This is a genomic window from Mesorhizobium sp. M0106 (genome assembly GCF_040322715.1).
Taxonomy (GTDB): domain Bacteria; phylum Pseudomonadota; class Alphaproteobacteria; order Rhizobiales; family Rhizobiaceae; genus Mesorhizobium.
In genome coordinates this window covers 1-23,305 of the sequence record NZ_JAMYUA010000004.1, presented here as the reverse complement: position 1 = coordinate 23,305, position 23,305 = coordinate 1, and the positions used below count along the sequence as shown (strand labels likewise).

Here is a 23,305-nt window from a genome sequence, read left to right as displayed (position 1 = left end):
AATTCGAGAGCTGAATTCATGTGCGGACGCTTTGCCTTGACCGCCACTCCGGACCAGACCGCCGCCTTTCTCAGCCTGGCGGAACTTGAGGAGTTTCCGGCCCGCTACAACATCGCGCCGACGCAGCCGGTGCTGATGGCGCTCGCCGGATTGCCGCAGGCGCCGGGCTCGAACCTGCCCGACCGCCGCTCGATGCTGGTGCGCTGGGGCCTGATCCCGGCTTGGGTCAAGGATACGCGTAACTTCCCGCTGCTGTTCAACGCGCGTTCTGAGGGGGCTTCGGAAAAGGCGTCGTTTCGCGCTGCCATGCGCCATCGCCGCGCTCTGGTACCGGCTTCGGGATTCTACGAATGGCACCAAACCGGTGGCAGAAGAGGGCAGCCCTATTGGGTGCGGCCAAGGCGTGGCGGGCTTGTCGCCTTCGCCGGGCTGATTGAGACCTATGCCGAGCCGGGCGGCTCGGAAATGGACACCGGCGCCATTCTGACCGCCCACGCCAATGCCGATACTGCCCATATCCACGACCGCATGCCGGTGGTGATCCATCCCGAAGATTTCGCGCGCTGGCTGGATTGCCGCACGCTCGAGCCGCGCGACGTGGCCGATCTGCTGAGACCCGCCCAGCTCGATTTCTTCGAAGCGATCCCGGTTTCCGACCTCGTCAACAAGGTCGCCAATACCGGGCCGGAGATTCAGGAGAAGGGCGTCGTCGAGCTTGAGCCCGACAAGGTCAAGCGCCGGAAGTCCGGCGCGAACGACAGTCAGATGAGTTTATTTTAGCAAAAGCTACTATTACTGGTTCGCCGTGAGCGCCTCAATCTTCCCGACGGCATTCTCAGGCAGCGCGCGGCGAAACGATCTTCTGCGCCGGCTTCTTCTTCTTCGCGGTGTGCAGAAGAGCTGCGACGATTGCTGCCGGGCCGATCGCCCGGTAATGGCTGGCGAGCGCCGGTTGCTTGGCGCGGTTGGATTCTTGCTTAGGCATTGTTCTCTTCCCTGGTAACGTCTTCATGTCTGCGTTTGCTGGCCGAATCCGACCAAATCGTGACGCTTGCTGATCTAGCCGGCGAATGTTTCATCACAGTGCCGACCTGTTTAATAAAATGTTTCAGTGGCTCAATTCCTGTGAGCCAACGATATTTTTGGCGAAGGTAGCGACTTGACGGCAACACCGGGCAAGGCGATAAAGCCGGCCATGAAAACGTCTTTCGCCATTTGTGGCATTTGCATTATCGGCTAGCCTCGCGCTGGTCCTGGACGTTTTCGCCTCATCTCCTCCCAGATTGGACAAACGCCCCGGCCAGCAGGCTGGACCCCGATTTGCGCCTCGGCGTAACCGACTCCATCCAGAGCACGATCCCAAAAGATCATGCCAAAGTAACGCACCGGGAACGCACGTATGTCTGACGCATCGAAGAGCCTGCGCCTCTACAATACGCTAACGCGGAGCAAGGACGATTTCTTCCCGATCGATCCGCGCAACGTGCGCATGTATGTCTGCGGCCCGACGGTCTACGACTTCGCCCATATCGGCAATGCGAGGCCGGTGATCGTCTTCGACGTGCTGTTCCGTTTGCTGCGCCATCTCTACGGGCAAGCGCACGTCACTTACGTCCGCAACATTACGGACGTCGACGACAAGATAAACACCCGCGCACTGCGCGATTTCGGCGGCGAGATTGCCTCTGGCAGGCTGTCGCTGAACGAAGCGATCAGGCGGGTCACCGAAAAGACCGCCGACCAGTTCCACAAGGACGTTGCGGCGCTCGGTTGCCTGGAACCGACGGTCGAGCCGCGCGCCACCGAGTTCGTCGAGCCCAGGCCCGACGGCAAGGTCGACATGATCTTCTTGATTCAACGCTTGATCGAACGCGGCCATGCCTATGTCGCTGCTGGAGAAGTCCTGTTCGACACCGCTTCCATGCCGGACTACGGGCAGTTGTCGAAGCGCAATCTCGACGAGCAGCAGGCGGGCGCCCGCGTCGCCGTTGATTCGCACAAGAAGAACCCGCAGGATTTCGTGCTGTGGAAATTGTCTTCGCCCGAGGAACCGGGCTGGGACAGCCCGTGGGGCAGGGGTCGGCCCGGCTGGCACATCGAGTGCTCGGCGATGTCGGCCGCCTATCTCGGCGAGGTGTTCGACATCCATGGCGGTGGTATCGACCTGATCTTTCCGCACCACGAGAACGAGATCGCGCAATCGCGTTGCGCCCACGGCACCGAAACGATGGCCAAGATTTGGATGCACAACGGTTTCCTGCAGGTCGAGGGCCAGAAGATGTCCAAGAGCCTGGGCAATTTCTATTCGATCACCGAATTGCTGGAGACGGATACCTTTGGCGGCCGCAAATGGCCGGGCGAGGTGCTCAGGCTGGCGATGCTGATGACGCACTATCGCGAGCCGATCGACTTTTCCGTGCGCAAGCTGGAAGAGGCGGAGAATACGCTGCGCAAATGGAAGCGGGCGGCCGATCTGGCGCCGCCGACGGCAAAGCCGGTGCCGGCGGATGTGATCGAAGCGCTGTCGGATGACCTTGCCACCTACGCCGCATTCCAGTTGCTGACGCAGTTGGCTGGTGATGCTGTTGACTTTAACGCAGGTAGCGGCAACGCAGCCGCCGAAGACAACGATGCTGCCGCTTCACTGAAGGCATCGCTTCTGTTCCTCGGCTTCGACATCGCAACAGCCAAGGTGGATGAAGACGCCATTGCCAAGGCGATCGCCAAACGCCTCGCGCTGATCGCCGGCAAGAACTGGGCCGAGGCCGACCGCATCCGCGACGAGTTGCTGACGCAAGGCATCCAGTTGAAGGACGGCAAGGACCCCGTCACCGGCCAACGCATCACGACCTGGGAGGTAAAAAGATGATCGATCATCTCGGCATCACCGTTTCGGATTTCGACGCGTCGAAGGCTTTTTACGACAAGGCGATGGCGCCGCTCGGCGCCTCGCTGCTCTACATGGTGCCGCAGGAATATACCGGCGGCGCCAAGGTCGGCGGCTACGGCCGCGACCGGCCGGTGTTTTGGCTGCATGCCGGCAAGGACAAGCCGAAGGATCATCAGCATGTCGCCTTCACCGCTCGCAGCCGCGCCGAGGTCGATGCCTTTCACGCCGCGGCGATTGCCGCCGGCGGCAAGGACAATGGCCGGCCGGGCCTGCGCCCGCACTACCATCCGAACTATTATGGCGCCTTTGTTTTCGATCCCGACGGCAACAATGTCGAGGCGGTTTGCCATGCCCCGGAGTAGTGCGCGATGAGCCTCGACAACAGACCGGTCTATACAGGCGGCTGCCAGTGCGGCGCGGTGCGCTTCCGCGTCGAAGGAGCTCTCGGCGATGCTTCCGTATGCCATTGCCGCATGTGCCAGAAGGCGAGCGGCAATTTCTACCTGCCGCTGGTCTCGGTGCGCGGCGCAAGGCTGGACTGGACGCGCGGTGAGCCCAAACGCTTCCGCTCGTCCAACGCGGCTTTGCGCGGTTTCTGCGCCGAATGCGGCACGCCGCTGACCTTCGAAGCGCCCGACGGGGTGGCCCTCGCCATCGCCACATTCGACCACCCCGAGGAGATCGCGCCGACCATCCAATGGGGTGTCGAAGCCAAGCTCCCGTACGTGGATCACGTCCACGAATTGCCAGGTGAGGAAACGATGGCCGACGTCTCGTCGGCCTCCTATCTCGCCGATCTCGTCTCCTACCAACATCCCGACCACGACACCGAACAATGGCCGCCGGAGGAAAAATCATGACCGAAACCGTTCGTACTGGCGGCTGCCAGTGCGGCGCCGTGCGCTTCCGCATCCACGGGGCGCTCGGCCGCCCGTCCATTTGTCATTGCCGCATGTGCCAGAAACAGTTCGGGTCGTTTTTCGGCGCGCTGGTGACAGTGCCGAGCGACGGCGTCGAATGGGTGCGCGAGGAGCCGAGTTACTTTCAGTCGTCGGTCAACATCGATCGCGGCTTCTGCGCCCGCTGCGGCACACCGCTGACCTACCGCCAGCCCGGCGCGCTGGAGATCGCCATCGGCGCCTTCGACGACCGTTCCGATCTGGCGCCGCAGATCCAGGTTAACTACGCCGCCAGGCTGCCTTGGGTCGAGACGATCTTCGACGCGCCGATCCATGACGACCCGGATTTCTACGCGCGACAGGAATCCATCATCTCCTTCCAGCATCCCGATCACGAGACGGCCAACTGGCCGCAGCAGGGCCTGAAATTATGAGCAGCGAATTCCGTACCCTCTATCCCGAGATCGAGGCTTTCGAGTCCGGCATGCTCGACGTTGGCGATGGCCATCAGGTCTATTGGGAGCGCTCCGGCACCAGAGGGGCCAAGCCGGCTGTCTTCCTGCATGGCGGGCCGGGCGGCACCATTTCGCCAAAGCACCGGCGGCTGTTCGATCCGAAGCTGTACGATGTCATCCTGTTCGACCAGCGCGGCTGCGGAAAATCGACGCCCAATGCCTCGCTTGAATGCAACACCACCTGGCACCTGGTCGCCGACATCGAGCGCCTGCGAAAAATGTGCGGCTTCGACAAATGGCTGGTGTTCGGCGGTTCGTGGGGTTCGACGCTGGCGCTGGCCTATGCCGAGACCCACCCCGAGCGGGTCAGCGAACTGGTCGTGCGCGGCATCTACACGCTGACCCGCGCCGAACTCGAATGGTACTACCAGTTCGGCGTGTCGGAGATGTTCCCCGACAAGTGGGAGCGGTTTCTGGCGCCGATCCCGGAGGCCGAGCGCGGCGACATGATGGCCGCCTACCGCAAACGGCTGGTCGGCAGCGATCCTGTGGCGCAGGTCGAGGCCGCCCGCGCCTGGAGCCTGTGGGAGGGCGAGACGATCACGCTGCTGCCGGAACCGGAAACCAGCGGTCCCTTCGGCCAGGATGATTATGCCCTGGCTTTCGCCCGCATCGAGAACCACTATTTCGTCCATGCCGGCTGGCTGGAAGAGGGACAGCTGCTGCGCGATGCATGGAAGCTTAAGGATATCCCGGGTACCATCGTTCACGGCCGCTACGACATGCCGTGCCCGGCGCGCTACGCCTGGGCGCTGCACAAGGCGTGGCCGAAAGCGGATTTCCATCTGATCGAAGGCGCCGGCCACGCCTATTCGGAGCCGGGCATCCTCGACAGGCTGATCCGCGCAACGGACATGTTTGCCGGGAAATGACCATGGCTCGCGAGCGCCTTTATCTGTTCGACACCACGCTGCGCGATGGTCAGCAGACGCCGGGTATCGACTTCTCCGTCGAGGACAAGATCGCCATCGCCAAGCTGCTCGACGAGTTCGGCATCGACTACGTCGAGGGTGGCTACCCCGGCGCCAATCCAACCGACACCGCCTTCTTTGCCGAGCGTCGCACGGCCGATGCCAAGTTCGTTGCCTTTGGCATGACCAAACGGGCAGGAGTGTCGATCTCGAACGATCCTGGGCTTGCCGCGCTGGTACAGTCGAAGTCGGACGCCATCTGCTTCGTCGCCAAGAGTTGGGACTACCATGTCCGCGTCGCGCTCGGCTGCACCAATGAGGAGAACCTCGAGGCGATCAAGGCCTCGGTCGAGGCGGCGCTCACTGCCGGCAAGGAGGCGATGGTCGACTGCGAGCATTTCTTCGACGGCTTCAAGGCCAATCCCGATTATGCGCTGGCCTGCGCCAGGACGGCCTACGATGCCGGCGCGCGCTGGGTGGTGCTGTGCGACACCAATGGCGGCACGCAGCCCTCCGAGGTGCGCGTCATCGTCGAAAAGGTGATCGCCGCTGGCATACCGGGCGACCATCTCGGCATCCACGCCCATGACGACACCGGCCAGGCGGTGGCGAATTCGCTTGCCGCCGTGGAGGCCGGCGTCCGCCAGATCCAGGGCACGCTGAATGGCATCGGCGAGCGCTGCGGCAACGCCAACCTGATCTCGATCGTGCCGACATTGGCGTTGAAGCCGGCCTTTTCGGGCCGCTTTGCTACAGGCATTTCGGCAGAGGCGTTGACCGGTATATCGCGCCTGTCCCGCGCCTTCGACGAGTTGCTGAACCGCGCGCCCGAAGCGCAGGCGCCCTATGTCGGCGCCTCCGCTTTCGCCACCAAGGCCGGCATCCATGCCTCGGCGCTGGCCAAGGAGCCGGCGACCTACGAGCATGTGCCGCCAGAGACTGTCGGCAACCGCCGCCGCGTCATGGTTTCGGACCAGGGTGGCAAGGCCAATTTCCTCGCCGAGCTGAAGCGGCGCGGCATCGACATGCCCCGGGATGACCATCGCCTCGACGCGCTGATCGCCGTGGTCAAGGAACGTGAGGCGGAGGGCTACGCTTACGAAGGCGCCGACGCCAGCTTCGAGCTTCTGGCGCGCAAGATGCTGCATGGCCTGCCGGAATTCTTCCGCGTCACTTCGTTCCGCTGCATGGTCGAGCGCCGCTTCGATGCCAACGGCCAGCTGAAGACGGTCTCGGAGGCGATCGTGAAAGTGCTGGTCGAGGGCGAGGAGAAGATGTCGGTCGCCGAAGGCCATGGCCCGGTCAACGCGCTCGACATTGCGCTGCGCAAGGATCTCGGCAAATTCCAGAGCGAGATCGCCGATCTCGAGCTGGCCGACTTCAAGGTGCGTATCCTCAACGGCGGCACCGAGGCGATCACCCGCGTGCTGATCGAATCGCATGACGGCACCGGCGCGCGCTGGTGGACGGTCGGCGTCTCCGAAAACATCATCGACGCTTCCTTCCAGGCGTTGATGGATTCGATCGTCTACAAGCTGATGAAGAACCGCGACATGGCGGGATTGGCGGCGGCGGAGTAGCGTTGAACCATCAGCGAGACTCCATTGATCCATCAGCAATTTGCGATGGTTTTGGGCAAGCCGCTGGCGCATAGCCTTGGGCCATGACTACCCAAGCACTTCACATCGAGGCCGACACCAAAGCTCGTCGCGGCTTCCTGCTGGCGCTCGGCGCCTACCTGCTTTGGGGGCTGCTGCCCTTCTACATGAAGGCTGTCGCGCATCTGCCGCTGGCCGAAGTCATTGCCCACCGCATCGTCTGGTCGGTGCCGATCGCGGCCGCTGTCCTGGTCTGGGCCGGCCGCACTGCCGATTTCAAAGCGGCAGTTCGTTCGCCGCGCATCATTTCGATGGCGGTGCTGACGGCGGCGCTGATCTCGGTCAACTGGGGCATCTATGTTTGGGCGATCGCGGTCGACCGCACCATCGAGACCGCGCTCGGCTATTACATCAACCCGCTGGTCAGCGTCGTTGTCGGCGCGCTGCTCCTCGGCGAGCGGCTCGACCGCCTGCAGATCGCGGCGGTGGTGCTGGCGACAATCGCGGTCGCGGTGCTGACCATCGACGCCGGCAAGCTGCCCTGGGTGTCGCTGGTGCTGGCCTTTTCCTTTGCCGCCTATGGCTTCTTCCGCAAGACGCTGCCAATCGGCCCGAGCCAGGGCTTCCTGCTTGAAGTGCTGCTGCTGTCGGTGCCGGCACTCGGCTACATCATCGTCCTGATCGCCACAGGACAGGATCATTTCGTCTCCAGCTCGCTGAACGACACCGCGTTGCTGATCGGCTGCGGTCCGGTCACCGCCGTGCCTCTGCTGTTGTTTGCGTTCGGCGCCAGGCTGCTGCGCCTCTCCACCATCGGCATCATGCAATATATCGCGCCGACGATCGTCTTTTTGATCGCGGTGCTGATTTTCGGCGAACCCTTCGGCAGTGTTCAGGCCATAGCCTTCGGGCTGATCTGGGCGGCACTGGCGATGTACTCCTGGTCGATGTTTTCTTCGGCGCGCAAGACCGTTTCCGCATCAGCTCGAGCCGCGTAACGAAGAAAGGCGGCTGGCCGGTCTTAATGCCGGCAGCCGCGTCTTTCACGAGCGCTCAGCGCTTCGGCCCGAAGCCGGGATATGGCTGCAGCGGCACGACGGCGGCAATATCCATCATGCCGGCCTTGACCAGCGGTAAAGTTGCAAGATGGTGGCGCACATCGGCATCGCTGCCGGCTTCGAACATCATGCCGCTGCCGGGAATGTCGCCTCGATTCCAGACCTGACGCACGGCGCCTTCGGCATAGAGCGTGCGGCGCTGCTCGGCCTCGCCAGGCAGCAGCGGCGCGAAATCGGCGTCGGTGAACTTTTCGGTGTTGCGCGCAAGAAGGGCAAAGAACTGCATCGGAATCTCCTGATGTTGGCCGTTGGAATGGCGGAAATATTCGCTTCCCTGGCCAGACAGTCCAAGACTGATTAGGCTAAATTTGAGACCTCACGGGACTTGAGCATCGAAGCAACAATGTTCGACCTGCGCCAGCTCCGCTATTTCATCACGGTGGCCGAAACCGGCAACGTCGGGCGTGCCGCCGAATTGCTGCACATCTCGCAGTCGCCGCTCAGCCGTCAGATCATTCAGCTGGAGGAGCAGCTGGGCGTCGCACTGTTCGAGAGGGCGAGGCAGCGTGTTCATCTCAATGCCGAGGGCCGCGCTTTTCTTGCCGAGGCGCGTGCGCTGCTGGCCCATGCAAAACGGCTGGAGGAGCTCGGCCGCAATCTCGCCAGCGGTACGGTCGGCCGTCTCGCCATCGGTTATGTGGAAGGTGCGGTCCATGCCGGGCTTGTCGCTCGGATGCTGCGCCAGTTTCGCCGCGACCGGCCCGAATTTCATCTTCAACTGAAGGGTCAGCGTTCCGCCGCTCAGATCGAAGCGCTGCGCGAACGATCGCTCGATCTGGGCCTTGTCTACACGCCTCCTTCTGCCGACGATCCCGACATCGCCGCCATGCTCATCATGCGCGAGCCGCTGGTTCTGCCGATGCCGGAAGGCGATCCATTGGCAGAAATCGCGGAGATACTGCCGCAGCAACTGGACGGCCGTACCTGGATCACGGTGGTGCGCCAGCCTGACGACACCAACCGCAGCCAATTTCTCGCCGCCTGTGCGAAGTCCGGTTTCCTGCCCGACATAGCCTATGAGACGACCGATCCGTTGACGTCGTTGGGCTTGGTCAGCTCCGGGCTTGGGCTGGCGACGGTGCAGGCCAGCCTGCGGAGTGCCGCGCCGCCTCAGATCGTGTTTCGCGATCTGCTGTGGTTCGAACGCACCGTCTCGATCCATCTCGCCTGGCGGCGTCAGGACAAGCGTGCGGTCATCGGAGACTTGAGGAAGGCAGTAGGGAAGGAGTGAATAGTGAATAGTGAATAGACAGGCGCCGGTTTGGAAAGTCTTCTACTTCACCATTCACCATTCACTCTACATCTTATCAATCACCGACTGCACGCCCTCCGTCGGTGCATCGACGGAGGATCCTGCCACCATGATAGCGGCGACGATTGCTTCCGGATCCTCGACCACCAGCGGCTTGACCCGTTGCGCCGTGTGGATGAAGCCCTCCGCTGCCATGTGGTCGAGCAACGCCAGCATCGGATCCCAGAACCCTCCGACGTTGCCGAAGACGATCGGCTTGCGGTGATGGCCGAGCTGCGCCCAAGTCATGATCTCGACGATCTCCTCGACGGTGCCGATGCCGCCGGGCAACGCCACAAAGGCGTCGGATTTCTCGAACATCCTGTGCTTGCGCTGGTGCATGTTGTCGGTGATGACGAGCTCGTCGAGCCGGTTAAGCGCGGTTTCGGTCGCCTCCCTGTTGATCAGAAAACGCGGAATTATGCCGGTTACCTTGCCACCGGCCTTTAATGCCCCTTCAGCGACGGCACCCATGATACCTTTAGTGCCGCCGCCATAAATCAGACGCAGGCCGGACTTGGCGATCGAGCGGCCAAGCAGGTGTCCGGCCTTGATATAGGTTTCATCTCGGCCCGGGGACGAGCCGCAATAGACGCAGACAGATCGAATCGTGTTCATGTTATGACTGGTGATAGGGACTATTGGCATGGTCAAGCCCTGGGGCGGGCTTTTTCTTGTCGGCTTTGGTAAAACAGGCTAGACCGAAATTAGGTGGCTAAGGGGCAGGGAAACATGGCAATTAATCCATTGAAGGCGTTTTTGTTCGCGGCTGGCGGCTCTGTCGCCGCGGCGGGAACCGCCTATGTATCGGGCGCGCTCGACCCGTATCTCAATTCTACCCGGCCTGCGGAGGTCGCGGCGCTGACGCCGCCGGCTTCGAAACCGGCCGCTCCGGCGACCGAGGGCCGGCTGCCGCCTGCGCCCGCCGCGTCCACCGATGCCGCAGCGCCCGCCGCGCCGGCAGCAGCAGGTGCAATCGTGCCGACCTTCGACATCGTGCGCGTCGAAAGCAACGGCTCGATCGTCGTCGCCGGCAATTCGGCGCCCAACGCCAAGGTCGAGATTCTCAACGGTTCGGCTGTGCTCGGCTCGACGGTCGCCGGCCCTGACGGCGCCTTTGCCATTATTCTCGACGATCCGCTGAAGCCCGGCGACTACACGATCACACTGCGCTCGACGGCTGGCAATGTCGTGACCGCCTCGGCGCAGACCGCCGTCGTTTCGATCCCCCAGAATTCCACCGGCCAAGTGCTGGCAATGGTCGAGGAGCCGGGCAAGCCGTCCGAACTGCTCACTGTTCCGGCCCCTCAGGCGAAATCTGACGCCTCGCCGCCTGTCGGCGAACAGGCGGCCGTTCAGCCACCCGCAACCGGCACCGAATTGCCGGCTGCCGCAGCGCCGGCGCCAGCCGCCCCGGCGGCTGATGTTCCAGCAGCGTCTGCTCCTGCCGCGCCGGCCGCTGTTGAAGCCGCGCCGGCTCCGGCAGCGCCCGCCACACCGGCAGCGCCCGCTACTTCCGCGGCGGAGCCGAAGATCGTCGTCGAAGCTGTCGAAATCGACGGCAACAAGATTTTCGTTGCCGGCGTCGCCGATCCCGGCCGCAAGGTGCGTGCGTATGCCAACGATATCCTGCTCGGTGACGCGAAGACCTCGCCCGACCGCCACTTCCTGGTCGAAGCGACACGCGACATCCCGGTCGGCACCTACACCATCCACGTCGATGCGCTCGATGCCGACGGCGTGACGGTGGTTGCCCGTGCGGCTGTGCCGTTCGAGCGCGAGCCTGGTGAGGCGGTTGCGGCCGTGGCGCCGGCCGAGCAGAAGCCTGCCGGGATAAAACCAGCCGAGCCGAATGCTCCGGCGACCGAAGGCGCACCGGCAACGGCCACCGAAACGCCCGCAACTGCCCCCACTCCTGCAACCGAGGCCCCGGCCGAAATGGCTGTCGCAACGCCTCCGGGCGAAACTCCCGAGACCGTGGCGCCAAAGCTCGAACATGCCGATGGCGCAGTCATCATCCGCCGCCATGACACGCTGTGGCGGATTTCGCGGCGGGTCTATGGCCAGGGCATGCGCTACTCGACCATCTATCTCGCCAACCAGGACCAGATCAGCAATCCGAACCGCATCTGGCCGGGGCAGGTGTTCAAGGTGCCGGAGAAATCGAAGGAAGGCGAGCCCGCCGATCTCAAGGCAATGGGCGACCAGATGACGACGGCGCCAGTCAAGACCGAGTAGCCGTTCTGCCCATCAGGATAGCTTGCGGCAGCGCCAGTCATCGTTTATCGCCGATGGACGATGACCGAATCCCCCCTCGTAACGGACCGAAGCCGCGCGGCAGATGAACGCGCGCCGGCCAACTGCACGCCGGCCAACTGCACGCCGGATAGCCGCGCTGTCGCTGTCCGGCTCGCGGCCCTTTCGCATCCAGCGCGGATCGAAATTCTCAAACACCTTTCCGCAAGCCGTTCCTGCTGCTGTCGCGAGGTCGTCGAGCATCTCGACCTGGCGCAGTCCACCGTTTCCCAGCATTTGAAGATCCTGGTCGAGGCCGGGCTGATCCGCTTCGAGCCTGACCGCCAGCGCTCGCGCTATGAGCTCGACCGCGCCGCGCTCGCCGATGTTTCGGCATCGCTGGCCGCGCTGGTCGATTCCTGCTGCTCCGGCCGCTAAAATCATAAAGGTAAACAAGAATGGCCGAGAAAACCGTTTCCGCAGATTCCGGCTCGACCTTCAGAACGTTGCGCAATCTCTGGCCCTATATGTGGCCGGCCGACCGCGCCGACCTGAGGGCGCGCGTGGTGTGGGCAACCGTACTGCTGGTTGTCGCCAAGCTGACCCTGGTGGCCGGACCCTATTTCTTCAAATGGGCGACCGACGCACTGGCCGGCGATAGCAAATCGCCGCCGCCGCTGCCCGCCCTGCTGCTGGCGCCGGTCATGCTGGTCGTCGCCTACAATGCCGTGCGGCTGGTGCAGCTCGGCTTCAACCAGTTGCGCGACGCCCTGTTTGCACGGGTCGGCCAGCATGCGGTGCGCCGGCTCGCCTTCCGCACCTTCGTGCACATGCACGAACTGTCGCTGCGCTTCCACCTCGAACGGCGCACCGGCGGACTGTCGCGCGTCATCGAGCGCGGCACCAAGGGCATCGAGACGATCGTCCGCTTCACCATGCTGGCGACGGCGCCGACAATCGTCGAATTCGCGCTCACCGCCGGCATCTTCGCCGTCACCTATGGCTGGCTATACGTCTTGGTGATCGCGGTCACGGTCTGGCTCTATGTCTGGTTCACCGTCAGGGCGAGCGATTGGCGTATTTCGATCCGCCGTGAGATGAACGAAAGCGACAATGAAGCCAGCACGAAGGCGATCGACTCGCTGCTCAACTACGAAACAGTCAAATATTTCAATAACGAAGCCATGGAGGCCGAGCGGTTCGACCGGTCCACGGCGCGCTACGAGTTGGCGGCGACCAGGACCTGGACCTCGCTTGGCTGGCTGAACTTCGGCCAGGGTGTGATCTTCGGTATCGGCATGACCGTCGTCATGGTGATGTCGGCGCTCGAGGTGAAGGCGGGCACACAAAGCGTCGGCGATTTCGTCTTCGTCAACGCCATGCTCATGCAGCTTTCGGTGCCGCTGAATTTCATCGGCATGATCTACCGCGAAATTCGCCAGGGCCTGACCGACATCGAAAACATGTTCGATCTGCTCGACGTCAAGCGTGAGATCGTTGATCGGCCGGGCGCCAAGCCGCTGGTCGTCGATGCCGGCAGGGTCGAGTTCCGCGACGTACATTTTTCCTACGACCCGAACCGCAAGATCCTGAAGGGCATCAGCTTCGAGGTGCCAGCCGGCAAGACGGTGGCCATCGTCGGCCCCTCCGGAGCCGGCAAGTCGACCATTTCGCGGCTTTTGTTTCGCTTCTACGACATCCAGCGCGGCAAGATTCTGATCGACGGCCAGGACATTCGCGACGTGACGCAGGAGAGCTTGCGCGCCGCCATCGGCATGGTGCCGCAGGACACGGTGCTGTTCAACGACACCATCGCCTACAACATCCGCTACGGCCGCGTCGGCGCCAGCGAGGAGGATGTGCGCAAGGCGGCAGAACTGGCCCAGATCGGACCGTTCATCGAGCGGCTGCCCGACGGCTATCGCTCAATGGTCGGCGAGCGCGGATTAAAACTGTCCGGCGGCGAGAAGCAGCGGGTGGCGATTGCCCGCACCATTTTGAAGGCACCGCCGATCCTGATGCTCGACGAGGCGACCTCGGCACTGGACAGCCACACCGAGCAGGAGATCCAGGCGGCACTCGACCTGGTCAGCCAGGGCCGCACCACCCTCGTCATCGCCCATCGGCTGTCCACAGTGATTTCGGCCGACGAGATCATCGTCCTGCAGGATGGCCAGATCGCCGAGCGCGGCACCCATGTCGCCTTGATAGCCAAGCGCGGCCTTTATGCATCGATGTGGGACCGCCAGCGCGAGGCAAGCGAGGCCGAGGAGCGGCTGCGCATTGCCCGCGAAAGCGACGAGTTCGGCGTCGTCGTCCGCCGCCGCACCTCGGAGGTGAGCTGAAAATTCGTGCTTGACCTCAACTTAAGTTGAGATCGTAGGCCGTTTTGGATCGCAGCAAGATGCGTCGTTCAAAAACGGAGACAATCGATATGAATGGGATAAATCAGGCAGTTAGTGGCGGCAGTGTATTCCGGGTGGACAAGTTTGTCGTTCCGGCCAACGCCCGCGAGGAGATTCTTGCCAAGGTCCGGATGACGCATGATTTGCTGCGCCAGCAGCAAGGGTTCGTCCAGGATTTCCTGCTCGAGCAATTCTCGGGGCCGGGCGAGTTCAACCTCGTGACTATTGTCGAATGGGAAGGGCAGGCCGCCGTCGACAAGGTCGTGCCGATCATCAAGGCTGCGCATGAGCGCATCGGCTTCAATCCTCAGGAGACCATTTCGCGACTTGGCGTCAAGGCCGATATTGCCAACTATCAGCGGATTCCCGGGATGTAAGCTCTCTACGGCCAGCCGGCGCCCGGCGCAGTAGCGTCGACGCTGAGCACTTGGCCGGTACGGGCATCGCTGATCATATGTTCGAAGCCGCGCCATTCGGCTGCGACGATGAACAGCGTTTTTCCCTCGCTGCCGCCGAGCATGCAGGCAAAGCAGCCGCGGTCGACATCGACACTTTCGAGCATCGCGCCGCCCTCGCGCACCCGCACGCAATGCCGGTTCGGAACGTCGGCATACCAGGCCGCACCTTCGGCATCGAGGCAGATGCCATCGGGAAAACCGTTGCCGAGATCGGCCCAGACCCTGCGGTTGGAAAGGCCACCATCGGCAGCGATGTCGAAGGCGGTCAGCCGGTTGGCGTGGGACTCGGCAACGATCAGCGTCTTGTTGTCAGGCGTCACCGCCATGCCATTGGCGAAGGCGAGGTTCTCAGCCACCTGCTGAACCGAGCCGTCAGGCGCGACCAGCACGATGGCGCCGGGGCCGAAATGCTGGCCGGGACCCGGAGCAGGCCCACCACCATTGACATAGATGTTGCCGCGTCCATCGACGACGATCTCGTTCCACGGGCTCTTCGACAGGTGTCTCAAATCGGCATGGGTGACCAGCCTCCCGTCTGCCTCCTGCCTGAGGATCAGCCCTTCGCAGCCGGAGACGACAAGCAGGCGCCCGTCCGGCAGCCAGTCAATGGAATAGGGCAGGATGGCCGGCACGGTGAGCGCGATCTCGCTGTTGCCTAGGGCGTCAACGGCGATGATCTGGCCTGTGCCCCAGTTGCAGAACCACAGCCGGCCATCGTGCCAGCGCGGTGACTCGCCGAAGGCCAAGCCGTTCATCACCACTTGCACTTGCCTAGCTGCTGATTTCTGCATGGGCCGAGAACCTCCGGGTTTGCGCAAATCGTCATGGCCGAAAGGCCGATGAGAGGCGCTGTCTTGCCAAGGACGGGCGAGAGTGCTGCGTTCCGACAATCGCAATGAACATTTCCGGTTGATCGCTTCGGCAGTCCGGATGCTGCTAACGGCATCCTGAAACGGCGGCGACCGCCACCCCACGAGCGCTCTCATTGTCGCGTTGCGACCGCGGGGTGTTTCCGCTATTGAGGCCGGACTTGGAACCAAGGTTGCCCTCATCCCATGAGCCTCGTTGACACGATCAAGAATGCGTTCGTTCCGATCCATCGCGAGGGTTATCCCTTTATCGCTGCATTCGGCGCGGCGACGCTCTTTCTTGGCTACTTCTCCTCGACCCTGTTCTGGATCGGTCTCATCCTGACGGCCTGGTGCGCCTATTTCTTCCGCGATCCCGAGCGTGTCACGCCGATCGACGACCGGTTGGTTGTCAGCCCGGCCGACGGCATCGTTTCGGCGGTTGGCCCGGCCGTGCCGCCGCGCGAGCTTGGCCTCGGCGGCGGCGAAATGACCCGCATCTCGGTATTCATGAACGTCTTTTCCTGCCACGTTAACCGCTCTCCGGTGCGTGGCCGCATTTCCAGGATCGAGCATCGGCCAGGAAAATTCCTCAATGCCGAACTCGACAAGGCAAGCACCGAGAACGAGCGCAACGGGCTGGTCATCGAAAGCCCCAATGGAACGGTCGCCGCGGTGCAGATCGCCGGCCTGGTGGCGCGGCGCATCGTCTGCTGGGCCGAGCCCGGCGGCGCCATCGGCACCGGCGAGCGTTTCGGGCTGATCCGCTTCGGCTCGCGCGTCGATGTATTCCTGCCCTCGACCGCGACGCCGCGTGTCGCCGTCGGCCAGACCGCGGTTGGCGGTGAGACGGTGCTGGCGGAATTCGGCGGCGTTGCCGCAACGCCGCTCGTGCGGATCTCCTGACCGGTGGCGCCGCCGTTCAAGAAATTCGAGGCGCATGGCGGCGGTGGCCCGCGCATTCGCGAAATCCCGATGCGCATGGTGCTGCCCAATCTGGTCACGGTGCTCGCCATCTGCGCCGGACTGTCCGGTATTCGCTTCGGCTTCGAGGGCCGCTTCGAGCCAGCGGTGGTGATGGTGCTGCTCGCGGCCTTCCTCGATGGTATCGACGGCCGTCTGGCGCGAATGCTGAAGGCGACTTCCAAATTCGGCGCCCAGATGGATTCGCTGGCCGATATCGTCAATTTCGGCGTGGCACCGGCGCTCGTGCTCTATGCCTTTCTGCTCGACAGGGCAGGTTCGCCGGGCTGGATCGCCGCGCTGCTGTTCACAATCGCCTGTGGGATGAGGCTTGCCCGTTTCAACGTGCTCGACGAAGAGCTCGACCGTCCGCAGTGGCAGACCGAATATTTCGTCGGCGTGCCGGCGCCGGCGGGTGCGGTGCTTGTGATGCTGCCGCTCTATCTGTTCTTCCTCAGGCTTGGGCTTGAACCCAGCCGCCTGGCAGCCTTCATTGCCACCGGCTTTACAATATTGGTGGCGTTCCTGCTGGTCAGCAGACTGCCCGTCTATTCCGGCAAGAGCGTCAGGATACCGGGCGACAGGGTGCTGCCGATCATCCTCGCAGTCGTCCTCTACGTCCTGCTTTTGATGACCTATCCCTGGTATACACTGACGGCCTCGGTTGCCGGCTATCTGGTCTTCTTGCCGTTCAGCGTGCGGGCCTATTCGAGACGCGCCAAGCGCGAAGGCGAGAAGGTGCCGTCCTCGGATATTGGCTGACGGATTTGGTGCCAGTTCGCGTTGCGCCTGGCAGTGCACGATTCCGAAAAGCGTCGTCCGTTTAGAATCAGGACCGGCTCACACAGCGCGCGGCGCTGTGGAACGCACCTCAAAAACCCCGTTTTCGGAACTTGCTGGGCGGCTAGACCGTTTGTGTTGGTAGGTCCGCTTGAGCGGCTGCTTGTGATACGTCGTCAACGTAGCGCAAGCTGCCGCATCGGACGCAGAACCATCGGAAAACGAGGAGAAATGGCTGTCATCCTCATCGGCGCGTTACTGACTGTCACCGGCCTCGTCTATATGGCGGTTGCGGCCATCATGCGCGGGCGGCTTAGTGAGCCGGCCGCTGTCTCCACCGCGCCGGATAGTCCGACGCCTAATCTCGCAACACCAGGTCCGACCCTGGAGCCGCGGCGGCGCGGGCTCCGTTTTCTCGGCCTGTCGCAGAACTGGCCGGGCCTGCTGATGATGGGCGTCGGCGCCATTCTGCTGTTGTCGGTGGTGGTCTTCTAATGCATTCGCGCAAAAGTGTGCAGCGGTTTTGCGATAACGGCATGCATAAAAGCAAGAATCTAAAGCGCGTCGCACAAGGCCGGTCGAACGCGACGCGCTTTAGAGTTCTCGACAGCAAACCTCAGGCGGCTGCGCTCAGTCCCAGCCTCTCGAGCGCCAGCTTTTTAGTCGAGACATAGTCGGTCTTGCCGGAGCCCAGTACAGGGATCTCCTCGACCTTGACGATGTCGTTCGGCACCATCAGTTCGGCCGCGCCGGCTTTTTTGCCGAATTCGCGCAATTCGTCGGGGTCGGCATTGTCGGCGGTGGTGACCAGAACGAGGCGCTCGCCGCGCCGCTTGTCCGGCACTGCCACCACGGCGTGATGCTCTTCCGGCCACAGCGACTGCACCAGCATCTCGACCGCACCAAGCGATACCATCTCGCCGGCTATCTTGGCGAAGCGCTTGGCGCGGCCGCGAATGGTGATGAAGCCTTCGCGATCGACCGAAACGATATCGCCGGTGTCGTGCCAGCCTTCGAGCGGCTGCAACTCGCCAGGCCGGTCGCCGGTCATGTAGCCCATCATCAGGTTCGGCCCGTCGAGCCACAGCCGGCCGGCGTCGCTGATGCCTTCGACCGGTTCGAGTTTCATGCGCATGGCCGGCAGCAGCCGCCCGACCGTTCCGTCGCGGCCGTGGATGGCGGTGTTGACGGCAACCACTGGTGCGGCCTCGGTCAAGCCAAAACCTTCGATGATCTCAGCCTGGAAGCGCTCGCGGTAAACCCGGCGCGTCTCCGGCTTCACCGCCTCGGCACCGGCCACGACGAAGCGCAGGCTGGAAAAATCGCCGTCCTTGGCGGTGCGGGCATAGTTGGCGAGGAACGTGTCGGTGCCGAACATCACCGTCGGCCGGACCTTGCGCGCCACCTCCGGAATAAGTTTGTAGTGGAGCGGTGACGGGTAGAGGAACAGCTTTGCTCCGGTGACCAGCGGCAGGATGGTGCCGCCGGTCAGCCCGAACGAGTGGAACACCGGCAGCACGTTGAGCAGGATATCGGCCGGCGAGATGGTGATGCGAGCTTCCGCCTGCATCGCATTGGCAAGAAGGTTCCGGTGCGACAGCACCACGGCCTTGGGCGTGCCTTCCGAGCCGGAGGTGAACAGGATCACCGCCGGCTTGGCTGCGTCCTGGCGCTGCAACGGCCAGCGCCACAGCAAGCCGGCTGCGGCCTTGTCCAGCACGGTCACGCTTGCGCGGACATCCTCCAGCCACAGCAGTTTCGCCCCGCCCTTTTCCACCGCCTCGACGATGTCGGCGAGGTTGGCCTTTTCGACAAAGGCGCGTGAGGAGACCACGGTTCGGATCATCGCCGTGCGGACGGCGGCGGTGACGCTGGCCGGGCCGGCGGTATAGTTGATCATTGCTGCCACCCGCGCAGCCGACAAAAGTCCGACGAACGACAGCACGACGCCATTGGCGTTGGGCAGGAGCAGCCCAACCGCTTCGCCCGGCGCTGTTATTGCCTCGAACCGTCGGCCCAAAACCCTGGCGCCGATGAACACTTTCCGGTAGCTCAGGGCACCGCTAATGACGTCCTCGATTATTGGGTGCGAAGCGCCAACACGGTCGGCCGCATCGCGCATGGCGAGGAACAGCCCTCGGTCGAGATCACTGCCGAAAAGCCTGGCCTCGGCGAAGCGATCAAACAGCGCATTGGTGTTGGAGGCCTGATCTGGGTTCCGCGCCACCAGCTCGGCGATGGTCATCGGCTCCAGCGCGCTGATCGACAGCTGCGGAAACCAATGGCGCGGCGCCTTGTCCGCCGGCGTCAGCGAGGCCGGCAGGCTGCGTGCGCCGGCAACGAAGACCGGCACGATACGGGCGTCGGCCTGCATGGCGATACGGGTGATGGCGCGAAACAACCGAAACGACTTGACGTCTGGCTCGACCGCATCCGGCAGGTAAACGGCGAGCCGGCCCTTGCCCTTCAGCACCCGCACCAATCTGCGGCTGACGAAGACATGCTCGGCGTTGAAGGCGATGGTGCGGCCGAGCTCGCGCCACGGCTCCAGCCACGGCGATCTGGCCGAAGCCTGGTCGAGGATGTGCAGCGTGTCCTCCGGCAGCAGCGACAGCATCAGCGCCGGCTCGATGCGTGACTGATGCCAGATGACATAGATGACCGGGGCCACCGACCTGCGCGCAATCTTGATGCGCTCGTCGCTGATCCGGTAGGCGAGCTTGAACGGCACGTAGAGCAGCGCCTGGCTCAAACGCAGGCCGAGGCGGAACTTCTCCACCACGCCGATCAGCAGCCAGGCCGCGACAAGACCCGCAAGCAGCGCCAGTGTCAGGATCATCGCCGCATCTCCCAACGATCTCACGTCGCGGCTCTTCAGTGGCCGCTTCGGGTGAGAACCTAGCCGAAGTTGGATCAACGTCAATGCGGCTCCATTTTTCCTTCTCTCCTATGTTTGATTCGGCTCGGCTGCCTATCGCAGCTACGCCGCTTTCATCCTTCCGCTGATGAAGCGGAATTCCTGCGTCTTGCCGCCAAAGCCATAGGCGGCTGCAGGCACTTCATGCACGAGGGCGTAGCTTTCCTCATGCACCTTACCCAGCAGCCGGCCGAATGCCGCGAAAATTGCCTGCAGATACGCCTCCAGTTCGAGCTTGGTGTTGGTGCCGTCGACAACCTTGATGTCGAGCCAGGCCGTGTTCGTGCCATGCACGGCCAGCGACTTGCCGCCGGCGAACCAGTGCTCGGGGTCGTGATAGGAAATGGCAACAGCTGTGATCGTCGCGTCCTTGCGCAGATGCGTGGCCGTCAGTTCGGTCACTTCCTTGGCAATGGCGGCGGACAAAGCGGCATCGGGCTTGCCGGTAACGCTGACATTGATGATCGGCATATTTCTTCTCCTCGGTTTCAAGCGGCGCCTCTTCGCCGTCGAGAAAATCATGCCATCGTCCTTTGATCAAAAAAATCGAATTGTTTTTGATAAACACTTTGATAGTATCGAATTGTGCAGATGTTCGATCCCGACCTCCTCAAGACTTTCCTCGCTTTCGTCGATGGCGGTTCCCTGGCGCGGGCCGCGTCGATCGTCGGTCGCTCGCCGTCCGCAGTGACCGCGCAGATGCAGCGGCTGGAGGATGTTGTCGGCGAACCGCTGCTGGTGCCGCAGGGGCGAGGGCGCGGCCTGACGCCGGCAGGCGAGGATCTGATCGTTCACGCGCGTCGCATCCTTGCCGCGCACCGCGAGGCGTGGCTGGCCCTCAAAGGCGCGCACGCCGACGGGCGCGTCGCCATCGGCACCACGCAGGATTTCGCCGACAGCGGCTTGCCGCAGCTTCTCAGGGCTTTTGCTGTCAGCCATCCGCGCGTCAGGATCGAACTGCGCGTCGGCCGTTCCGCCGAACTGGCGCAGGCTTTGCAGGCCGGCACCCTTGATCTGGCCATTGCCATGCGGCAGGTGCCGACACGGGACGAGGTCGGTGTGCTCAAGGAACCAATGATCTGGCTTTGCTCACAGAACGGGCTGGCCACCCGCCACGACGAACTGCCCTTGGCGCTGCTCGATCCCCATTGCGGGTTTCGCGAAGCGGCGACCAGTGCACTCGATGCGGCCGGCCGTCGCTACCGCATTGCTGCCGGCAGTGCCAGCCTTGCCGGCCTGCGCACGGCGGTGCACGCCGGCATCGCCTTGACGTTGAGGACGGCGCGCTTCGCTCATTCCGGCATCGTCGAGGCGCCGCGCGATCTTGATCTGCCACCGGTGCCGGTCGCCGAATTCGCCGTCCGCTTGCGTGAGGATGCCGACCGGCCGGCGCAGGATCTGGCCGCGTTGTTCAGCGGCAACCTGGCCTTGGTCAATTGAGCCAGCAAAGAAAAAGCCGACCTTGCGGTCGGCTTCTGAGTAGGACGGGCCGAGGGGTTTGGGGGGACTTGGGGTGGCCCGTCGCAGCCATAATGCCTGAGCCCTATGATGGTTCCATGACTTTTCAAATTAATTTTCAGGACCGGATTTCTCGTGATCGGACCACCAACTCGCGCTCGGACGCGGCGAGGATTGGTCATGCATCCGCTGCGCGCTGCCTGGCCATCAGCCAGTCGCGGCCGGCGTGAGCGAACACCGCGCAAAGCACGATGGCGCCACCGACCATGCTGGCTGCCGGCGGGATCTCCGCCAGGAACAGGAAGGCAAACAGGATCGCGAATGGCACTTCAGCTGAACCCAGCAATCCGGACTCGGCCGCCGGAATAAGCCGGGTGCCCTCCGTCCACAGGATCGAAGCCAGCGCGAACGAGGCGCCGAAGGTGGCTAGAAGCACAGCGTCCCTGGCCGAGACAGCCAGCGGATCGGCGACGAACCAGCCGAGCACGAACAGAAGGAATGCCGACACCGCACCCGCCCACACCACCGGCGTGTCGCGGAAGGCGCGCACCATGATCATGTAGAGCGCGCTGCCGATCGTCATCAGCAGCGCCAGCCCGTCGCCGAACAAATGGCCGGTGCCGAAGCCGGACCAGACCATGATTGCCACACCGCATAGTGACACAGCAGCGGCGGCAAGCGTCTGCAGCCGGAACGGCTCGCGGACCAACAGGAGGGCCAGCAGCGCGGTGACGAACGGGGCCGTGGCATAGATGATCGCGACATTGGCGACAAAGGTGAACTTGAACGCCGAGATAAAGGCGATGCTCGCGAGCGCGCCCTCGATCGCCAGCAGCCAGCCTCGCCAGCCGAGCCGCAAGCTGTCGCGACCGCCGGAGCGCTGGCGGCGCCATAGGACATAGAGGCTGATCAGGATCGAGCCGACGAAGCCGCGCCAGCAGGTAATGGTCAGCGGGTCGGCATGGATCGATTTGGTCAGCACGCCGGTGAGGCCGAAGACGGCCGCCGATGCCGAGACCAGGATGATGCCGAGGGTACGCTCGCGGGCGCTTCCCACTGTGCATGGCATGTCCAGCGATCCCGTCATCTCACCAGCCTACGCTGCCCCTTCCTGACACACCATAGTGTCAGCTTGAGGCGTCCTGCATCGAAAACAGCAGGTAGGCAGCCCCGGTGAACAGGATTCCGGCAAGAACCCGTTCGCGGGTTTCCACGATGGCGATGTCGGCCATATGTCCGGCGGCCTTACGAATGTGTTGCGAGAGACGGTGTGAAGGCGTTGGATGCTCCCCGTATCGTCAGGCTATACGGGCGAAACCCTGCCAAGCGCTACGCCAGTGGAGACTTGCGTTTGGGCAGACGGCATCGCCGTTAGGCGGCGAAGCCAGGCAACTATGGGAGAGAAACGAAATGGACGCGATCGCATTGAAGGCCATGCAGGCGCCGCTGAAGGTGGCCTATCGCGACGACGCCTCGCGCGCGCTGATTACTCTCCGCGCCAAAGGCTCGATCGACGACCAATCGATCGCCTGCAAGGTCGAGACAGGCAGGGCGATCGCCATTGCCGGGCTGCATCCGGCGACCGGCGGCACCGGGCTCGAACTCTGCTCCGGCGACATGCTGCTGGAGGCACTGGTGGCTTGCGCCGGCGTCACGCTGAAGGCGGTGGCCACGGCGCTGGAATTCAAGCTTGGGGCCGCCACGGTGGAGGCCGAAGGCGACCTAGACTTTCGCGGCACGCTTGGCGTGGCAAAGGATGCGCCGGTTGGCTTCCGCGCCATCCGGCTGACATTTGGCCTCGACACCGACGAGCCGCAGGAGCGCATCGATGCGCTGCTCAAGCTGACCGAGCGCTACTGCGTCGTGTTCCAGACCATCAGCCAGAAGCCGGAGCTGACGGTAAGCGCGCGACGCTGACGATCTCCCCCCTTGAGGGGCAGGGGAATCGCATATGGCGATTTTGGGGTTGAGTTTAGGCTGAGAAAGGATTCTTTGGAGAGGCAGTTGAGCGAAGGAGCG

The 23,305-nt window shown here is 63.3% G+C and carries 25 protein-coding genes; 18 read left to right on the top strand and 7 right to left on the bottom strand.

The window, feature by feature from the left end; genetic code table 11:
* The first annotated feature begins 18 nt into the window (after window positions 1–18).
* Entirely contained in the window at window positions 19–780 is a 762-nt protein-coding gene (locus NKJ55_RS05350; protein ID WP_352448985.1) for an SOS response-associated peptidase, read from the top strand.
* Between the two features lie 55 nt (window positions 781–835).
* On the opposite strand, the gene NKJ55_RS05345 is transcribed toward NKJ55_RS05350, so the two are convergent.
* On the bottom strand, window positions 836–985 hold the full coding sequence (locus NKJ55_RS05345) for a hypothetical protein (protein WP_023677745.1): 150 nt from the start codon (window positions 983–985) through the stop codon (window positions 836–838).
* 414 nt (window positions 986–1,399) lie between these two features.
* Between NKJ55_RS05345 and cysS the strand changes: the two genes are divergently transcribed.
* The 7 genes from cysS to rarD all read left to right on the top strand — a co-directional run bounded on the left by cysS (window position 1,400) and on the right by rarD (window position 7,811).
* The gene (gene cysS / locus NKJ55_RS05340; RefSeq protein WP_352448984.1) at window positions 1,400–2,869 is read left to right on the top strand and encodes a cysteine--tRNA ligase; all 1,470 of its coding nucleotides are present in this window, start codon (window positions 1,400–1,402) and stop codon (window positions 2,867–2,869) included.
* A complete protein-coding gene (locus tag NKJ55_RS05335; RefSeq protein ID WP_352448983.1) occupies window positions 2,866–3,252 on the top strand; it encodes a VOC family protein in 387 nt (128 codons plus the stop codon). The genes cysS and NKJ55_RS05335 overlap by 4 nt, the downstream gene beginning before the upstream one ends.
* A gap of 6 nt (window positions 3,253–3,258) precedes the next feature.
* Window positions 3,259–3,750 (top strand): GFA family protein, encoded by a 492-nt coding sequence (locus NKJ55_RS05330; RefSeq protein ID WP_023677742.1) that lies wholly within the window; start codon window positions 3,259–3,261, stop codon window positions 3,748–3,750.
* Window positions 3,747–4,223 (top strand): GFA family protein, encoded by a 477-nt coding sequence (locus NKJ55_RS05325; RefSeq protein ID WP_352448982.1) that lies wholly within the window; start codon window positions 3,747–3,749, stop codon window positions 4,221–4,223. Before NKJ55_RS05330 ends, NKJ55_RS05325 begins: the two co-directional genes overlap by 4 nt.
* Window positions 4,220–5,176 carry a prolyl aminopeptidase gene (gene pip, locus NKJ55_RS05320; protein WP_352448981.1) on the top strand — a complete coding sequence of 319 codons (957 nt, stop codon included), beginning with the start codon at window positions 4,220–4,222 and terminating at the stop codon, window positions 5,174–5,176. Before NKJ55_RS05325 ends, pip begins: the two co-directional genes overlap by 4 nt.
* On the top strand, window positions 5,173–6,795 hold the full coding sequence (cimA, locus tag NKJ55_RS05315; protein WP_352448980.1) for a citramalate synthase: 1,623 nt from the start codon (window positions 5,173–5,175) through the stop codon (window positions 6,793–6,795). Before pip ends, cimA begins: the two co-directional genes overlap by 4 nt.
* A gap of 83 nt (window positions 6,796–6,878) precedes the next feature.
* Window positions 6,879–7,811: an EamA family transporter RarD gene (gene rarD / locus NKJ55_RS05310; protein ID WP_352448979.1), complete on the top strand. Its 933-nt coding sequence runs from the start codon at window positions 6,879–6,881 to the stop codon at window positions 7,809–7,811.
* 55 nt (window positions 7,812–7,866) lie between these two features.
* On the opposite strand, the gene NKJ55_RS05305 is transcribed toward rarD, so the two are convergent.
* Window positions 7,867–8,157, bottom strand: coding sequence for a muconolactone Delta-isomerase family protein (locus NKJ55_RS05305; protein ID WP_352448978.1), 291 nt, complete (start codon window positions 8,155–8,157; stop codon window positions 7,867–7,869).
* Window positions 8,158–8,256: 99 nt separating this feature from the next.
* Between NKJ55_RS05305 and NKJ55_RS05300 the strand changes: the two genes are divergently transcribed.
* Window positions 8,257–9,162 carry a LysR substrate-binding domain-containing protein gene (locus NKJ55_RS05300; protein ID WP_352448977.1) on the top strand — a complete coding sequence of 302 codons (906 nt, stop codon included), beginning with the start codon at window positions 8,257–8,259 and terminating at the stop codon, window positions 9,160–9,162.
* 66 nt (window positions 9,163–9,228) lie between these two features.
* Here the strand turns inward: NKJ55_RS05300 and NKJ55_RS05295 are convergent, their stop codons facing one another.
* On the bottom strand, window positions 9,229–9,840 hold the full coding sequence (locus tag NKJ55_RS05295) for an LOG family protein (protein WP_352448976.1): 612 nt from the start codon (window positions 9,838–9,840) through the stop codon (window positions 9,229–9,231).
* 114 nt (window positions 9,841–9,954) lie between these two features.
* Here NKJ55_RS05295 and NKJ55_RS05290 point away from each other — a divergent pair, with 114 nt between their 5' ends.
* The 4 genes from NKJ55_RS05290 to NKJ55_RS05275 all read left to right on the top strand — a co-directional run bounded on the left by NKJ55_RS05290 (window position 9,955) and on the right by NKJ55_RS05275 (window position 14,239).
* Window positions 9,955–11,460, top strand: coding sequence for a LysM peptidoglycan-binding domain-containing protein (locus tag NKJ55_RS05290; RefSeq protein ID WP_352448975.1), 1,506 nt, complete (start codon window positions 9,955–9,957; stop codon window positions 11,458–11,460).
* Between the two features lie 60 nt (window positions 11,461–11,520).
* Window positions 11,521–11,895, top strand: a complete 375-nt coding sequence (locus NKJ55_RS05285) for an ArsR/SmtB family transcription factor (protein ID WP_023677733.1) — start codon at window positions 11,521–11,523, stop codon at window positions 11,893–11,895.
* 20 nt (window positions 11,896–11,915) lie between these two features.
* Window positions 11,916–13,802, top strand: coding sequence for an ABCB family ABC transporter ATP-binding protein/permease (locus NKJ55_RS05280; protein WP_023677732.1), 1,887 nt, complete (start codon window positions 11,916–11,918; stop codon window positions 13,800–13,802).
* 89 nt (window positions 13,803–13,891) lie between these two features.
* A complete protein-coding gene (locus NKJ55_RS05275; protein ID WP_352449213.1) occupies window positions 13,892–14,239 on the top strand; it encodes an antibiotic biosynthesis monooxygenase in 348 nt (115 codons plus the stop codon).
* A gap of 5 nt (window positions 14,240–14,244) precedes the next feature.
* Here the strand turns inward: NKJ55_RS05275 and NKJ55_RS05270 are convergent, their stop codons facing one another.
* A complete protein-coding gene (locus NKJ55_RS05270; RefSeq protein ID WP_352448974.1) occupies window positions 14,245–15,111 on the bottom strand; it encodes an SMP-30/gluconolactonase/LRE family protein in 867 nt (288 codons plus the stop codon).
* Between the two features lie 264 nt (window positions 15,112–15,375).
* On the opposite strand from NKJ55_RS05270, the gene NKJ55_RS05265 reads away from it, so the two are divergent.
* The 3 genes from NKJ55_RS05265 to NKJ55_RS05255 all read left to right on the top strand — a co-directional run bounded on the left by NKJ55_RS05265 (window position 15,376) and on the right by NKJ55_RS05255 (window position 17,406).
* Complete coding sequence (locus NKJ55_RS05265; RefSeq protein ID WP_023677729.1) at window positions 15,376–16,074, top strand: phosphatidylserine decarboxylase; 699 nt, start codon at window positions 15,376–15,378, stop codon at window positions 16,072–16,074.
* Window positions 16,075–16,077: 3 nt separating this feature from the next.
* The gene (locus tag NKJ55_RS05260) at window positions 16,078–16,893 is read left to right on the top strand and encodes a CDP-alcohol phosphatidyltransferase family protein (RefSeq protein ID WP_023677728.1); all 816 of its coding nucleotides are present in this window, start codon (window positions 16,078–16,080) and stop codon (window positions 16,891–16,893) included.
* A gap of 249 nt (window positions 16,894–17,142) precedes the next feature.
* Window positions 17,143–17,406, top strand: a complete 264-nt coding sequence (locus NKJ55_RS05255; protein WP_352448973.1) for a hypothetical protein — start codon at window positions 17,143–17,145, stop codon at window positions 17,404–17,406.
* A gap of 121 nt (window positions 17,407–17,527) precedes the next feature.
* Here the strand turns inward: NKJ55_RS05255 and NKJ55_RS05250 are convergent, their stop codons facing one another.
* Both NKJ55_RS05250 and NKJ55_RS05245 read right to left on the bottom strand, forming a co-directional pair.
* Window positions 17,528–19,750, bottom strand: a complete 2,223-nt coding sequence (locus tag NKJ55_RS05250) for an AMP-binding protein (protein ID WP_352448972.1) — start codon at window positions 19,748–19,750, stop codon at window positions 17,528–17,530.
* A 141-nt stretch (window positions 19,751–19,891) separates the two neighbouring features.
* On the bottom strand, window positions 19,892–20,299 hold the full coding sequence (locus NKJ55_RS05245; RefSeq protein ID WP_352448971.1) for a tautomerase family protein: 408 nt from the start codon (window positions 20,297–20,299) through the stop codon (window positions 19,892–19,894).
* Between the two features lie 114 nt (window positions 20,300–20,413).
* On the opposite strand from NKJ55_RS05245, the gene NKJ55_RS05240 reads away from it, so the two are divergent.
* Window positions 20,414–21,268, top strand: a complete 855-nt coding sequence (locus tag NKJ55_RS05240; protein WP_352448970.1) for a LysR substrate-binding domain-containing protein — start codon at window positions 20,414–20,416, stop codon at window positions 21,266–21,268.
* Window positions 21,269–21,464: 196 nt separating this feature from the next.
* On the opposite strand, the gene NKJ55_RS05235 is transcribed toward NKJ55_RS05240, so the two are convergent.
* Window positions 21,465–22,373: a DMT family transporter gene (locus NKJ55_RS05235; RefSeq protein WP_502904457.1), complete on the bottom strand. Its 909-nt coding sequence runs from the start codon at window positions 22,371–22,373 to the stop codon at window positions 21,465–21,467.
* Between the two features lie 323 nt (window positions 22,374–22,696).
* Between NKJ55_RS05235 and NKJ55_RS05230 the strand changes: the two genes are divergently transcribed.
* The gene (locus tag NKJ55_RS05230; protein ID WP_352448969.1) at window positions 22,697–23,203 is read left to right on the top strand and encodes an OsmC family protein; all 507 of its coding nucleotides are present in this window, start codon (window positions 22,697–22,699) and stop codon (window positions 23,201–23,203) included.
* The last annotated feature ends 102 nt before the right edge of the window (window positions 23,204–23,305 follow it).

Excerpts from the sequence above, each read along its gene's own strand:
- NKJ55_RS05350 (WP_352448985.1), top strand. The coding sequence starts at position 19 with ATGTGCGGACGCTTTGCCTTGACCGCCACTCCGGACCAGACCGCCGCC.
- NKJ55_RS05345 (WP_023677745.1), bottom strand. The coding sequence starts at position 985 with ATGCCTAAGCAAGAATCCAACCGCGCCAAGCAACCGGCGCTCGCCAGC.
- cysS (WP_352448984.1), top strand. The coding sequence starts at position 1,400 with ATGTCTGACGCATCGAAGAGCCTGCGCCTCTACAATACGCTAACGCGG.
- NKJ55_RS05335 (WP_352448983.1), top strand. The coding sequence starts at position 2,866 with ATGATCGATCATCTCGGCATCACCGTTTCGGATTTCGACGCGTCGAAG.
- NKJ55_RS05330 (WP_023677742.1), top strand. The coding sequence starts at position 3,259 with ATGAGCCTCGACAACAGACCGGTCTATACAGGCGGCTGCCAGTGCGGC.
- NKJ55_RS05325 (WP_352448982.1), top strand. The coding sequence starts at position 3,747 with ATGACCGAAACCGTTCGTACTGGCGGCTGCCAGTGCGGCGCCGTGCGC.
- pip (WP_352448981.1), top strand. The coding sequence starts at position 4,220 with ATGAGCAGCGAATTCCGTACCCTCTATCCCGAGATCGAGGCTTTCGAG.
- cimA (WP_352448980.1), top strand. The coding sequence starts at position 5,173 with ATGACCATGGCTCGCGAGCGCCTTTATCTGTTCGACACCACGCTGCGC.
- rarD (WP_352448979.1), top strand. The coding sequence starts at position 6,879 with ATGACTACCCAAGCACTTCACATCGAGGCCGACACCAAAGCTCGTCGC.
- NKJ55_RS05305 (WP_352448978.1), bottom strand. The coding sequence starts at position 8,157 with ATGCAGTTCTTTGCCCTTCTTGCGCGCAACACCGAAAAGTTCACCGAC.
- NKJ55_RS05295 (WP_352448976.1), bottom strand. The coding sequence starts at position 9,840 with ATGAACACGATTCGATCTGTCTGCGTCTATTGCGGCTCGTCCCCGGGC.
- NKJ55_RS05290 (WP_352448975.1), top strand. The coding sequence starts at position 9,955 with ATGGCAATTAATCCATTGAAGGCGTTTTTGTTCGCGGCTGGCGGCTCT.
- NKJ55_RS05285 (WP_023677733.1), top strand. The coding sequence starts at position 11,521 with ATGACCGAATCCCCCCTCGTAACGGACCGAAGCCGCGCGGCAGATGAA.
- NKJ55_RS05280 (WP_023677732.1), top strand. The coding sequence starts at position 11,916 with ATGGCCGAGAAAACCGTTTCCGCAGATTCCGGCTCGACCTTCAGAACG.
- NKJ55_RS05275 (WP_352449213.1), top strand. The coding sequence starts at position 13,892 with ATGAATGGGATAAATCAGGCAGTTAGTGGCGGCAGTGTATTCCGGGTG.
- NKJ55_RS05270 (WP_352448974.1), bottom strand. The coding sequence starts at position 15,111 with ATGCAGAAATCAGCAGCTAGGCAAGTGCAAGTGGTGATGAACGGCTTG.
- NKJ55_RS05265 (WP_023677729.1), top strand. The coding sequence starts at position 15,376 with ATGAGCCTCGTTGACACGATCAAGAATGCGTTCGTTCCGATCCATCGC.
- NKJ55_RS05255 (WP_352448973.1), top strand. The coding sequence starts at position 17,143 with ATGGCTGTCATCCTCATCGGCGCGTTACTGACTGTCACCGGCCTCGTC.
- NKJ55_RS05250 (WP_352448972.1), bottom strand. The coding sequence starts at position 19,750 with ATGATCCTGACACTGGCGCTGCTTGCGGGTCTTGTCGCGGCCTGGCTG.
- NKJ55_RS05245 (WP_352448971.1), bottom strand. The coding sequence starts at position 20,299 with ATGCCGATCATCAATGTCAGCGTTACCGGCAAGCCCGATGCCGCTTTG.
- NKJ55_RS05235 (WP_502904457.1), bottom strand. The coding sequence starts at position 22,373 with ATGACGGGATCGCTGGACATGCCATGCACAGTGGGAAGCGCCCGCGAG.
- NKJ55_RS05230 (WP_352448969.1), top strand. The coding sequence starts at position 22,697 with ATGGACGCGATCGCATTGAAGGCCATGCAGGCGCCGCTGAAGGTGGCC.